10 protein-coding genes are annotated in these 13824 nt (G+C 44.1%); 6 read left to right on the top strand and 4 right to left on the bottom strand.

Features of this window, described 5'->3' with window-relative positions:
• The first annotated feature begins 2 nt into the window (after positions 1-2).
• The 5 genes from secA to carB all read left to right on the top strand — a co-directional run bounded on the left by secA (position 3) and on the right by carB (position 9263).
• Entirely contained in the window at positions 3-2732 is a 2730-nt protein-coding gene (gene secA, locus BCT11_RS16305; protein WP_102388758.1) for a preprotein translocase subunit SecA, read from the top strand.
• A 338-nt stretch (positions 2733-3070) separates the two neighbouring features.
• Positions 3071-3469, top strand: a complete 399-nt coding sequence (mutT, locus tag BCT11_RS16300) for an 8-oxo-dGTP diphosphatase MutT (RefSeq protein ID WP_102388757.1) — start codon at positions 3071-3073, stop codon at positions 3467-3469.
• Positions 3470-3582: 113 nt separating this feature from the next.
• The gene (gene dapB, locus BCT11_RS16295; protein WP_038866282.1) at positions 3583-4392 is read left to right on the top strand and encodes a 4-hydroxy-tetrahydrodipicolinate reductase; all 810 of its coding nucleotides are present in this window, start codon (positions 3583-3585) and stop codon (positions 4390-4392) included.
• Between the two features lie 481 nt (positions 4393-4873).
• Positions 4874-6013, top strand: coding sequence for a glutamine-hydrolyzing carbamoyl-phosphate synthase small subunit (carA, locus tag BCT11_RS16290; RefSeq protein ID WP_038866284.1), 1140 nt, complete (start codon positions 4874-4876; stop codon positions 6011-6013).
• 16 nt (positions 6014-6029) lie between these two features.
• Entirely contained in the window at positions 6030-9263 is a 3234-nt protein-coding gene (gene carB, locus BCT11_RS16285) for a carbamoyl-phosphate synthase large subunit (protein WP_102388756.1), read from the top strand.
• Positions 9264-9343: 80 nt separating this feature from the next.
• Here the strand turns inward: carB and BCT11_RS16280 are convergent, their stop codons facing one another.
• Together BCT11_RS16280 and BCT11_RS16270 are read right to left on the bottom strand one after the other, a co-directional pair.
• Positions 9344-9736 (bottom strand): hypothetical protein, encoded by a 393-nt coding sequence (locus BCT11_RS16280; protein WP_198593958.1) that lies wholly within the window; start codon positions 9734-9736, stop codon positions 9344-9346.
• Positions 9737-10285: 549 nt separating this feature from the next.
• Entirely contained in the window at positions 10286-11152 is an 867-nt protein-coding gene (locus BCT11_RS16270; protein WP_241909026.1) for a hypothetical protein, read from the bottom strand.
• A gap of 269 nt (positions 11153-11421) precedes the next feature.
• On the opposite strand from BCT11_RS16270, the gene BCT11_RS16265 reads away from it, so the two are divergent.
• The gene (locus BCT11_RS16265; protein ID WP_102388754.1) at positions 11422-12201 is read left to right on the top strand and encodes a TSUP family transporter; all 780 of its coding nucleotides are present in this window, start codon (positions 11422-11424) and stop codon (positions 12199-12201) included.
• On the opposite strand, the gene BCT11_RS16260 is transcribed toward BCT11_RS16265, so the two are convergent.
• Both BCT11_RS16260 and BCT11_RS16255 read right to left on the bottom strand, forming a co-directional pair.
• Positions 12137-12997, bottom strand: coding sequence for a LysR family transcriptional regulator (locus BCT11_RS16260; RefSeq protein ID WP_102388753.1), 861 nt, complete (start codon positions 12995-12997; stop codon positions 12137-12139). The genes BCT11_RS16265 and BCT11_RS16260 overlap by 65 nt on opposite strands.
• Positions 12998-13127: 130 nt before the next feature.
• Positions 13128-13748 (bottom strand): TRIC cation channel family protein, encoded by a 621-nt coding sequence (locus BCT11_RS16255; RefSeq protein WP_038866298.1) that lies wholly within the window; start codon positions 13746-13748, stop codon positions 13128-13130.
• Between the last annotated feature and the right edge of the window lie 76 nt (positions 13749-13824).

The raw sequence follows: 13824 nt of genomic DNA, 5'->3' as shown, positions 1-13824 counted from the left end.
AAATGATAGCTAAGCTACTGACAAAAGTTATTGGCAGTCGCAACGACCGAACACTGCGCCGCCTTAGAAAAATTGTAAAAGAGATCAATAACTACGAACCAACGTTCGAAGCACTGTCTGATGAAGAGCTAAAAGCAAAGACTGTTGAGTTCCGTGAGCGCCTAGAGCAAGGTGAAACTCTTGATAAGCTACTTCCAGAAGCATTTGCTACGGTTCGTGAAGCATCTAAGCGTGTTTACGGTATGCGCCACTTCGACGTGCAGCTTATTGGTGGTATGGTCCTTAACGGTGGCCAAATTGCTGAAATGCGTACTGGTGAAGGTAAAACTTTAACGGCGACTCTTCCTGCTTACCTAAACGCACTTCCTGGTAAAGGTGTCCATGTTGTAACGGTGAACGATTACCTAGCAACACGTGACGCGGAAACAAACCGTCCACTATTCGAGTTCCTTGGTATGACTGTTGGCATCAACGTGCCAAACATGCCTCCTCAAGCTAAGAAAGAAGCTTACGAAGCCGATATCCTTTACGGCACAAACAATGAGTTTGGTTTTGACTACCTTCGTGACAACATGGCTTTCCGCAATGAAGACCGTGTTCAACGTGAACGCTTCTTCGCTGTTGTCGATGAGGTGGATTCAATCCTAATCGATGAAGCTCGTACTCCTTTGATCATTTCTGGTCCAGCAGAAGACAGCTCGGATCTATACACTCGCATCAACTTGCTTATCCCACAGCTTCAGAAACAAGATAAAGAAGATTCTGAAGAGTACCGCGGTGACGGCCACTACACTGTGGATGAGAAGTCTAAACAAGTTCACTTAACCGAAACGGGCCAAGAGTTCGTTGAAGAGCTGATGGTTAAGAACGGTTTGATGGAAGAGGGTGACACGCTTTACTCTCCAACCAACATTAGTTTATTGCACCACGTAAATGCGGCACTTCGTGCGCACGTATTGTTTGAACTGAACGTAGACTACATTGTAAACGATGACGGTGAAGTGGTTATCGTTGATGAACACACTGGCCGTACAATGCCAGGTCGTCGTTGGTCTGAAGGTCTTCACCAAGCGGTTGAAGCGAAAGAAGGCGTTAAGATTCAAAACGAAAACCAAACGCTGGCTTCTATTACTTTCCAGAACTACTTCCGTTTATACGAAAAACTGTCGGGTATGACAGGTACAGCAGATACAGAAGCGTTCGAATTCCAATCTATTTACGGTCTTGAAACGGTGGTTATTCCAACCAACAAACCAATGATCCGTAATGATATGCCAGATGTGGTCTACCGTACTGAAGCAGAAAAATTTGCTGCAATCATCGAAGACATCAAAGAGCGTGTAGAAAAAGGTCAACCATCTCTAGTAGGTACGGTTTCTATCGAGAAATCAGAACTTCTTTCTAATGCACTCAAGAAAGCGAAGATCAAACACAACGTATTGAACGCAAAATTCCACGAACGCGAAGCTGAGATTGTTGCGGAAGCGGGTACGCCAGGTGCGGTAACAATCGCAACCAACATGGCAGGTCGTGGTACCGATATCGTATTGGGTGGTAGCTGGCAGGCAAAAGTTGAAACGCTGCAAGATCCAACCAAAGAACAAATTGATGCGATTAAAGCAGAGTGGAAACAGGTTCACGATCAAGTATTAGATGCGGGTGGTCTGCACATCATTGGTACGGAACGTCACGAATCTCGTCGTATCGATAACCAGCTACGTGGTCGTTCTGGTCGTCAAGGTGATGCGGGTTCTTCTCGTTTCTACCTATCAATGGAAGACTCACTACTTCGTATCTTTACTTCAGACCGTATGGCGAGCCTTATCCAAAGTGGTATGGAAGAAGGCGAAGCGATCGAATCGAAGATGCTGTCTCGTTCAATCGAAAAAGCACAGCGTAAAGTAGAAGGTCGTAACTTCGATATCCGTAAACAGCTTCTTGAATACGATGACGTTGCGAACGATCAACGTAAAGTGGTTTACGAATTGCGTGACGAGCTAATGAGTGTTGACGACATTAGCGATATGATCGAACAAAACCGTGAAGACGTAATCACAGCGATCATCGACGAGTACATTCCGCCACAATCTCTAGAAGACATGTGGGATGTTGAAGGCCTGCAAGAGCGTTTGAAAGCGGACTTCGATCTAGATGCTCCTATCAAACAGTGGCTTGAGCAAGATGACAAGCTTTACGAAGAAGCATTACGTGAGAAGATCGTTAACCTAGCAGTAGAAGTTTACAAGCAAAAAGAAGAAGTGGTTGGTGCACAAGTGCTACGCAACTTCGAAAAGTCGGTCATGCTTCAAACGCTAGATACGCTATGGAAAGAACACCTAGCGGCGATGGATCACTTACGCCAAGGTATTCACCTTCGCGGTTACGCACAGAAGAACCCGAAACAAGAATACAAGCGTGAGTCGTTTGAATTGTTTGAAGGTCTACTAGAAGCGCTGAAAACAGACGTAATTACAGTATTGTCACGCGTGCGTGTTCAACAGCAAGAAGAAGTAGAACGCATGGAAGAGCAACGTCGTGCTCAAGCTGAGGAAGCGGCTCGCCGTGCTCAAGCTCAACACGCGGCAGCTCAAAACCCACTGACAGAAGGTGAAGAAGCAGAGGAAGGCTCTAGCCAACCAATGGTTCGTGACGAACGTAAAGTGGGCCGTAATGAGCCTTGTCCATGTGGCAGCGGTAAAAAATACAAACAGTGCCACGGTAAAATTGACTAATACAGTCAGAAGATATTAAGAAAGAGTCGCTTAAGCGGCTCTTTTTGTATTGATATACCCAAGTAACCTCGAGATGCTTGGTTCAGCGAGAATGACTTGGTTTGAAGGCGAGGCAACAATTTGAAGATCTAGTGGTTCTAAATCGAAAATTGTTAACGAAGCATGCGAACCAAGGCAACTCGCCCTTCGGGAGCGTGTCACTGAAGCAACTTCATCGTCAAACAACTTGGAAATAGCGTGCTATTCCGCTTCGTTGTTTTCCTTGAACTTGAATCAGTGACGACGCTCTGAAACTAGCATCTTGAAGTCACTTGGGTATAGATCTAGGAATGAATCTAATGAAAAGAATTCACATTGTTGCGGCGATTATCTTCAATGAAGACAGGTCGCAAATCTTCATCACTAAACGTCCGGACGATAAACACAAAGGTGGATTTTGGGAGTTTCCTGGTGGCAAAGTTGAGCAAAATGAAACAGTCGAGCAAGCGATGATTCGTGAACTTGAAGAAGAGATTGGTATCACAGTCACAGAACAAGCCTTATTTGAGCATTTGGAATACGACTACCCAGATAAATCTTTAAAGTTTGATTTCATTACCGTTTCTCAATTCAACAATCAGCCTTATGGACGTGAAGGGCAAGAAGGGCGTTGGGTCGATATTATTGCGTTACCTAACTACGCTTTCCCAGAAGCTAATGTGCCGATTCTAGAGCGTGTAGTGAAAGAGTTTTCCTAACCTGCATCTAACTGTCTTGTGGTTAACACGGGATATTGTTAGTTTAAAAAGATACCGCGAAACGAAAGAGAACGAGTGCAAACCTCGTTATCCAGAGAAGGAGAGAAAGCGCAATGGTTCGTATTGCAATCGCAGGAGCGGCTGGCCGTATGGGTCGCAACTTAGTAAAAGCTTCACACTTCAACTCAGAAGCCGCTGTAACGGCTGGTTCAGAGCGTCCAGAGTCTTCACTTGTTGGCGTTGATGTGGGTGAACTGTGTGGTGAAGGTAAGTTTGATGTCTTTTTGACGGATGATTTAGCAAAAGAAGTCGACAACTTTGATGTTGTTATCGATTTTACTGCTCCAGTGAGCACGCTGGCGAATCTAGAGCTATGTAAGCAACATGGTAAGTGCATTGTTATTGGAACAACGGGCTTTAGCGAAGAAGAACGTGAACTGATTGACGAGGCTGCTAAGCAGGTGCCAGTTGTCATGGCTCCAAACTACTCTGTTGGCGTGAATCTTGTCTTCAAGCTTCTTGAGAAAGCAGCGAAAGTTATGGGTGACTACTGTGATGTTGAAATCGTAGAAGCGCATCACCGCCATAAAGTGGATGCGCCATCTGGCACCGCGATTGGCATGGGGGAAGCGATAGCTGGAGCGATGGGTAACAAACTGAGTGATGTCGCTGTGTACGCACGTGAAGGCATTACCGGTGAACGTACTAAAGATGAAATTGGCTTTGCCACTATCCGTGCCGGTGACATTGTCGGCGAGCATACTGCTATGTTTGCTGATATCGGCGAGCGTGTTGAGATTACTCATAAGGCAACAGATCGTATGACCTTTGCTAATGGCGCGGTAAAAGCCGCCGTTTGGCTGCATTCGAAGCCATCAGGCTTCTATACCATGACCGATGTGCTCGGCTTGAACGAGCTTTAAATACATAATTATTCGCCGGCGTAAGCCGGCTTTTTTGTATTTAGAGGAAAGTATGTAAATAAATTGAGTCGTATCATCTGCGATTTCATCTTGAGTTGTGGTGTGTTTTTGGGTGTCTTGTTGTGAAAATCGATTGAGTTACTCAAAAGTATGGGTTGTTTTTGTGTGATGAACGTTTGCGCAAAAAACTCACAAAATTTTGTGATCTGCAATAAGTTCAAATTTGTAAAATTTACAAAAAAGGCCAACTGTCGGGAATGAATAACGATAAAACTTACAATTTTAGGGCTTTTTCTGTTTAAATGCCCTTACTCGCTAGAAAGTGATAATTTATTTTTCAATGTGTGTTGACAGTTTTGAAGTCCGTCATTAAAATACCGCCAATTTGTCAAAAATACCTGTTTATGTAAGTTTTCAAGGTAAAGGAAGGCAAATTTGCAGCTTAATTTATTTTTTATGCATTTTTATTCTGGAGGTTGTCTTGGGTAAATTAGCACTGTTAGTCCTAGAAGATGGGACAGTGTTCCGCGGTGTTTCCATTGGAGCAGATGGTATTTCCGTTGGTGAAGTTGTTTTTAATACCTCGATGACGGGGTACCAAGAAATTCTCACTGATCCTTCCTATTCTCAACAAATCGTTACTCTCACTTATCCTCACATTGGCAATACCGGAACCAATTCCGAAGACGAAGAATCTTCTTCAATCCACGCACAAGGCCTTGTGATTCGCGATCTTCCTCTTATCGCTTCTAACTTCCGTAATGAACAATCCCTTTCTGATTACCTCAAGTCGCAAAATATCGTCGGCATTGCAGACATCGATACTCGTAAGCTAACTCGTATCCTACGTGAGAAAGGTGCACAAAACGGTTGTATCGTTGCAGGTAACAACCTAGATGAAGCTTTGGCATTAGCAAAAGCAAAAGAATTCCCTGGCTTGAAAGGTATGGATCTTGCGAAAGAGGTTACAACAAAAGAAGCGTATCAATGGAAACAAGGTTCGTGGACGCTTGAAGGTGGACTTCCTGAAGCGAAAGACGACAGCGAATTGCCATATCACGTTGTTGCCTACGACTTCGGCGCAAAACGCAACATCTTGCGCATGTTGGTTGACCGAGGCTGCCGCCTAACGGTTGTTCCTGCTGAAACGTCAGCAGAAGAAGTTCTGGCTCTAAACCCAGATGGTGTCTTCCTATCAAACGGCCCTGGTGACCCAGAACCATGTACTTACGCGATTGAAGCAACAAAAACTTTCCTAGAGAAAGGTCTGCCAATCTTTGGTATCTGTCTAGGCCACCAAATCCTTGCGTTAGCATCGGGTGCACAAACAGTGAAAATGAAGTTTGGTCACCACGGCGCAAACCACCCAGTAAAAGATTTGGAACGTAATGTTGTGATGATCACTTCTCAAAACCACGGTTTTGCAGCAGATGAAGCAACGTTGCCAGAAAATCTACGTGCTACTCACGTATCGCTATTTGATGGTTCTCTACAAGGTATTCACCGTACAGACAAGCCAGCATTTAGCTTCCAAGGTCACCCAGAAGCGAGCCCAGGTCCACACGACGCGGCACCGCTATTTGACCACTTTATCGAACTAATCAAAAAACACAGCGCTTAATTCGGAGTAGTAGATAATGCCAAAACGTACTGACATTCAAAGTATTCTTATTCTTGGTGCTGGTCCGATTGTTATCGGTCAGGCATGTGAGTTTGACTACTCTGGCGCACAAGCGTGTAAAGCACTGCGTGAAGAGGGTTACCGAGTTATCCTTGTGAACTCTAACCCTGCAACCATCATGACTGATCCAGACATGGCGGATGCAACTTATATCGAGCCAATCCAGTGGGAAGTGGTTCGCAACATCATCGCGAAAGAAAAGCCAGATGCAGTTCTACCTACAATGGGCGGTCAAACAGCATTGAACTGTGCTCTAGACCTAGAGAAGCATGGCGTTCTTGAAGAATTCGGCGTTGAGATGATTGGTGCAACGGCTGACGCTATTGATAAAGCAGAAGACCGTTCTCGTTTCGATAAAGCGATGAAGTCTATCGGCCTTGAGTGTCCACGTGCGGATACGGCTAAAACCATGGAAGAAGCTTACGGCGTTCTAGATATGGTTGGCTTCCCATGTATCATCCGTCCATCATTCACGATGGGTGGTACAGGCGGTGGTATCGCTTACAACAAAGAAGAATTTGAAGAAATCTGTCGTCGTGGTTTGGACCTTTCTCCAACCAACGAGCTTCTAATCGATGAATCTCTTATCGGTTGGAAAGAGTACGAGATGGAAGTGGTTCGTGACAAAGCGGACAACTGTATCATCGTATGTGCGATTGAAAACTTCGACCCAATGGGCATCCACACGGGTGACTCAATCACGGTTGCACCAGCGCAAACACTAACAGACAAAGAATACCAACTGATGCGTAACGCTTCTCTAGCAGTACTGCGTGAGATTGGTGTTGAAACTGGTGGTTCTAACGTACAGTTTGGTATCAACCCGAAAGATGGCCGTATGGTTATCATCGAGATGAACCCACGTGTATCTCGCTCTTCTGCTCTAGCTTCTAAAGCAACAGGTTTCCCAATCGCTAAGATTGCAGCGAAACTGGCAGTTGGCTTCACGCTAGACGAGCTAATGAATGACATCACTGGCGGCGCAACGCCAGCATCATTCGAACCAACAATCGACTACGTAGTAACTAAGATTCCTCGTTTTAACTTCGAGAAATTTGCGGGTGCTAACGACCGTCTAACGACGCAAATGAAGTCTGTTGGTGAAGTTATGGCTATCGGCCGTAACCAGCAAGAATCTCTACAAAAAGCGCTTCGCGGCCTAGAAGTTGGCGCGACTGGCTTTGACGAAATGGTTGATCTAGATGCGCCAGACGCACTAACAACAATTCGTCACGAACTAAAAGAAGCTGGCGCAGAGCGTATTTGGTACATCGCAGATGCATTCCGTGCGGGTATGTCAGTAGATGGCGTATTCAACCTAACGCAAATCGACCGTTGGTTCCTAGTTCAAATCGAAGACATCGTTAAACTTGAGCAAGAGCTAAAAGCAAAAGGCTTCGCGGGTCTGAACAAAGACGAGCTAAACAAGCTGAAGCGTAAAGGTTTTGCTGATGCGCGCCTATCTAAGATTCTAGGTGTAGCGGAAAGTGAAATCCGTCGTCTACGTGACCAATACGATATCCACCCTGTTTACAAGCGCGTTGATACGTGTGCGGCTGAGTTCTCTTCAGACACGGCTTACATGTACTCATCTTACGATGACGAGTGTGAAGCAAACCCAACAGACAAAGACAAGATCATGATTCTTGGTGGCGGTCCAAACCGTATCGGCCAAGGTATTGAATTTGACTACTGTTGTGTACACGCATCACTAGCTCTACGTGAAGATGGCTTTGAGACTATCATGGTTAACTGTAACCCTGAGACAGTTTCAACAGACTACGATACATCTGACCGTCTGTACTTCGAACCAGTCACTCTGGAAGATGTACTAGCAATCGCTCGCGTTGAAAAGCCAAAAGGCGTTATCGTTCAGTACGGTGGCCAAACGCCACTGAAACTGGCTCGCGCACTTGAAGCTGCTGGCGTGCCAATCATCGGTACTAGCCCTGACGCAATCGACCGTGCAGAAGACCGTGAGCGTTTCCAAGTTGCTGTTGACCGTCTAGGTCTTCTACAGCCAGATAACGCGACAGTAACAACAATGGAGCAAGCGGTAGAGAAATCTCGCGAAATCGGCTTCCCATTAGTTGTACGTCCTTCTTACGTACTTGGTGGTCGTGCGATGGAAATTGTATACGACGAGCAAGACCTACGTCGCTACTTCAACGAAGCAGTAAGCGTATCGAACGAATCTCCAGTTCTTCTTGATAGCTTCTTAGATGATGCTGTTGAAGTGGATATCGATGCTATCTGTGACGGTGAGCGCGTAGTTATCGGCGGTATCATGGAGCACATCGAACAAGCGGGTGTTCACTCAGGTGACTCAGCATGTTCTCTTCCTGCATACACGCTAAGCCAAGAAATCCAAGACGTAATGCGTGAGCAAGTTGAAAAGCTGGCGTTCGAGTTGGGTGTTCGTGGCCTAATGAACACGCAGTTTGCTGTTAAGAACAACCAAGTGTACCTAATCGAGGTTAACCCTCGTGCAGCACGTACGGTACCGTTCGTATCTAAAGCAACTGGCGCACCAATTGCTAAGATTGCAGCACGTGTAATGGCGGGTCAATCGCTAGAGTCTCAAGGCTTTACGAAAGAAATCATCCCACCTTACTACTCAGTGAAAGAAGTTGTACTGCCATTTAACAAGTTCCCAGGTGTTGACCCACTATTAGGCCCAGAAATGCGCTCTACTGGTGAAGTTATGGGTGTTGGTGCAACGTTCGCAGAAGCATACTCTAAAGCGGAATTAGGTTGTGGCAACATTTACCCAGAAGGCGGCCGTGCACTTCTTTCTGTTCGCGAAGGCGACAAAGAGCGCGTTGTAGACCTAGCATCTAAGCTATCTAAGCTTGGTTACCAGCTAGATGCAACACACGGTACAGCAGTTATCCTTGGTGAAGCGGGCATCAACCCTCGTCTAGTTAACAAGGTACACGAAGGTCGTCCTCACATTCTTGACCGTATCAAGAATAACGAGTACACCTACATCGTGAACACTGCAGCAGGCCGTCAAGCGATTGAAGACTCTAAAGTTCTTCGTCGTGGTGCACTGGCTGAGAAAGTGAACTACACGACTACGCTAAATGCGGCATTCGCAACTTGTATGGCGCACACGGCAGATGCGAAGAGCACAGTAACTTCGGTTCAAGAGCTGCACGCAAAAGTGAAAGCTAGCCTAGAAGCGTAATAGATAAAAATCAGTAAGCCCGTTTATTAGGGCTTATATGACAACCTCATTGCCCGCTCATTTGAGCGGGCTTTTTTTCTTTAAGATTGCTTAAAATGGAGGGAGTTGAAGTGTGCCAAGAAAGCTTGATAGAGCGGACTTTTATAAAGCATCAAACTAATAACTGAAAGTAACGTCCCTAAAGATGAAGAAATAGTACTGCCATTTGTAATAACAAAATTAGCGCTGCAAGTAACAAGAATAAATGCAATGGTGAGCAAGTTTACTTTCGCTGCAATACTCAAGCCCTTGCTTATAGTCAGAATGTTTGGCACACATATCACTGTTGCAGTTATGGTACCGGAGATAATGAAATAAGTATCGAGTTCTATTTGTTGAGTGATAGAAAACCACTCATTCCAGATGCTTAGGCTTATTGCTAGACCAATGGTCAAGCATAAATATAAAGCTATAGGGAGAACCATTTTAGTCATGCGACCCTCTTTAATTTTTAAAATGAAATTTGGTATGTGTCCGACATTACGAAGTAATTCATAATTAGTACAGTGCTCCACATGCTGAGCTCTATAACTGTGGTAGTTATAAAATAAACTCTACTTGCTTATTTATTTTGTATGCTCTCTTTTCCAGTAAAACATTGTAAGTCGACTCGTCTTTGCTAAATGTATAGTTATTAGACTTAGCAAATACATCAGCTAAGATAGTTGCAGGGTATAATGATAAAAAAGTAGTTATGGAGAGTGCTAAAAAAATCTTACTTGATTTTTTGAATTGGCTCTTAGTTACAAAGTTATTTGATATAATTGAGATGACAAGTATTCTTAAGCATTCAAAAAGAATGAAACTCGCTCCAAGCATATATACATAGACTTGATCAAAAGTTGTTATTTCACTTTTAGTGGTTATATTGTCATAGAAGCCAGTTATGCCTTTTAGTGAGTATATAAATAGAGAGGTTGATGATATGATTAAGAATATCAAGTAGAATAATGCTTGTTTTCTATCGTAGTTACCATGCGTCATCACAGTAGCCCTTTGCTCATGTTCTGAGAAAATACCATTGAATGAGCTCTTCTGATAGTTTCGTTGTGTTCTTCTTCTATGTCGCTCTTTATGCTCTCTATATAGCTGTCAATAGAACGAATTAGCTTTTGAGTTAAGCCTTTATCCTTATCTTCCTTATTTAGATAAAGGCCAACAGCGCTACTTATTACAATGGCTGCAAGAATAGGTCCAGCACTTAAAGTCACAGTTACACCAGCAACAGAAGCTGCAAAATTAACAAATATGGCAGCAGCAGCTGATGAAAGTCCAACCTTAATAATATCGCTCGCTATAGTTCCTAATAGCTTAGAAAGGGTTTGCTTATCACCTAAGAAGTAATCAACAACTCTGTATGAGCTCAAAAGGATTATCGTGATAACACCACCACTTTTTATCGATTTAAGAGCAGCTTCAGGCCCAACTGCAAATTTTGCAACTGTTGGTGTAGGTAATAATTTAGCAACTCCTTTTATCTTGACTTTGATAGCTGGCGAGCCTGTAACTATAATATGCGGTGCTCCAGAGTAGTTCTTGACAACTATCGTACTATTATTCCCGTACAAGTAATTTGCTAAGGTAGATATGAATACTAGGTCTTGTCCTGTAGCAAAATATCCAGCTGAGTTTTCAAACGTTGATTTAATGTTTTCCCAACGAGTTAGCCTTATTTTGTCTTTGATGTAATGTTTAACTATGACATCGAAACTATCTAAAGAAAAAATAACGACTTCTTTGTCACTTCTTTTTCTCTCACTTAGAGGATAAGCGCTATTGAATAAATCTGTACTTCGACTGTTACTGTGTTTTAGTGGGTAACTACTCATTAGTTGGTTTGCATCCTGCATTCGTTGTTTCTAAAGAATGATGATATAGAACAATGTTAAGCATCTAGTTTTATACCTTTGCTTCGGTTCGTCTTCTCAAGTTTGGGATTGTTTTTGCGATGGTACTCTAAACTTCATTTTTTCATTCGTGTTTTTGAGTTGCTTTTGCTAACTGTGCTCTTATTGATGAAAATCTGGAATAGGTTGGTATCTTGAGTTTCCTTTTGTGCGTTTGTAAGGCAATGCTATCGTTGCCTCATCTGGTTACAAATATTTACAAGGACGCACGAGTGGAAATCACTTTCGAGATGTTAATTGCATTGTTTTTTGTCGCATCAGCAGCAGGATTTATTGATGCCATGGCTGGTGGTGGTGGTCTATTAACATTGCCAGCTCTACTGGCAGCGGGGCTTAGCCCAACTCAGGCATTGGCGACGAACAAACTCCAAAGTTCATTCGGAAGCTTCTCTGCTAGTTGGTACTTTGTGCGTAATGGCATTGTTAGCCTTAAAGAGATGCGCCTAGCGATTCTATGTACCTTTATTGGCTCTGCTATTGGGGCAGAGGCTGTGCAGTTTATCGATGCAGGTATACTCACTAGCCTTATCCCTATATTGCTGATTGCGATTTCACTCTATTTTTTGCTCTCTTCAACTAATAAAACAGCTGAAGGAGAACCAAAGCTTTCTGAAGCGATGTTCGCTTTGTGCGTTGGTGGCGGCGTGGGCTTTTACGATGGCTTTTTTGGTCCAGGTACTGGCTCTATCTTTGCGCTTTGCTTTGTCGCACTTGGTCACTTCTCTTTGGTTGATGCGACCGCTCGTACTAAGATTCTCAACTTCACCTCAAATATCGCGGCTCTGCTGTTCTTTATTCTTGCTGGTTTGCCTGTGTGGGAAATCGGTCTGACCATGGCTGTAGGTGGCTTTATTGGTGCTCAACTTGGTGCCAAAGTTGTCGTCACCAAAGGTCAAAAATGGATTCGACCTTTAGTGATTACCATGTCTATGTTGATGGCGACAAAACTTCTTTGGCAACAACATCACCAATGGTTTCTATCACTGTTCTAACTCTTGGTGACTGGTACACGTTTTGTCTAACGCAGATATGAATCGGTCGAATTAAAGATGCCAGTTGTTCGAACATGAAGCAGTTATGGTCAGGGATCTTTAACGCTCTAACGATCGATAACGGTATTAATGCTGGCGCTGCCCCTCCAAGTGCGAGTTGGGCTGCTGCAGTATAGGCATCCATTTCCATCAACGGCATAATGCCGATTTTCTCTAATGCTGGCAGTTGGTAGCTATTGGACGGGTTAGTTAAATCATTTGTGATGACTTTTTTCGGAAGTTCATTCAGTTGTTGATCACTAACGAGGAAAAAAGGTTCATCACATAAGTGGAAAGCCATCAAGCCATGATGTGGTGGAAGCAAACCAGCGCAAAGCCCAATGGTCGCTTTACCAGATTGAACTCGCTCAACGATTCTAGGGCTGTGGTTGGTGGTTATGGTTAAGTACTGATCTTGCTTGAGGTAATCACCAATAGTTTTTCCAAGATAACCCGCAATAAGTGACTTTGAGCTATCGAGGGTGATTAATGATGTGTCCTCTAGCTCTTGTTGTTCATAGATAAGGCCACGTAATTCGTTAAAAGATGGACCAATATTCTCGATCAAAGCCATGCCATCAGGTGTGAGTTTAATGGTTCTCCCCGAGGGTTCTACTAGCTTCTTTCCCAGCTTTTTCTCTAGGTTAGCGATACGTTTACTCACCGCAGATTGGCTGATATACAACAAACTCCCAGTGCGACTCATTGTTTTCGCTTTGCTTAACACTAACAGTGTTTCGATACCTTCCAGTAACATGTCTATCCATGAATGTTGGGAATAATAGGCCTAATATAGCCAAGCTTGAGATGAGAAGCGACAGGTGATTTTACAAACAAAAAGAGCCGACATTTCAGTCGGCTCTTTTGCGTAAATTCATTCGTATCGATCAACGATTGATAGCAAAGGTTGGCAGTGACAAGTGCCAGCGAATCGCACCAAGGCGAATAATCAACGTTGAGATGACACCTGCGAGTAAAGCGACAGAGTGATCATACCCCATGCTTAGAGCCATGGTGTGGAAGATGCCGCCAATAATACATGCGGTCGCATAGACTTCACTTCGTAATACCATGGGTACCTCGCGAGCCAGCACATCACGGATAATGCCGCCACCGCAACCAGTGATAACGCCCATGATCACCGCTACCATGCCAGAAGCGTTGTAGGCGAGAGCTTTCTCGACACCGATACCGACGAATACCGCCAAACCAATTGCGTCACAGACAGGTAGAACCCACCAAGGCAAGCGCTTAGGGCGACGAATGAGAATCATCGTGAGTAAACAAGTGATGAAAATTACCCAAAGATAAGTGGTGTCAGTGATCCAGAAGACCGGGGTTGCGCCAAGCGCCATATCACGAATAGTGCCGCCGCCAATAGCTGTCACACTACCGAGTACGATCACACCGAAAGGATCCATCTTTAATCGGCCTGCGAGTAAAACGCCAGAAACCGCAAAGACAGCAGTACCGAATAAATCGATCATATAAAGCAGCATGGAGTCCATGTTACTTGGTACCTTTTAAACAAATTGTGGGGGAACAGAAATGGGACGGAAATTGTACGGGATTTCCAACGAAAAC

The organism is Vibrio sp. 10N.222.52.B12 (assembly GCF_002875385.1).
Lineage (GTDB): Bacteria > Pseudomonadota > Gammaproteobacteria > Enterobacterales > Vibrionaceae > Vibrio > Vibrio jasicida.
Note: the sequence above shows the minus strand (reverse complement) of the source record. Positions and strands in the feature narration are given on the sequence as shown.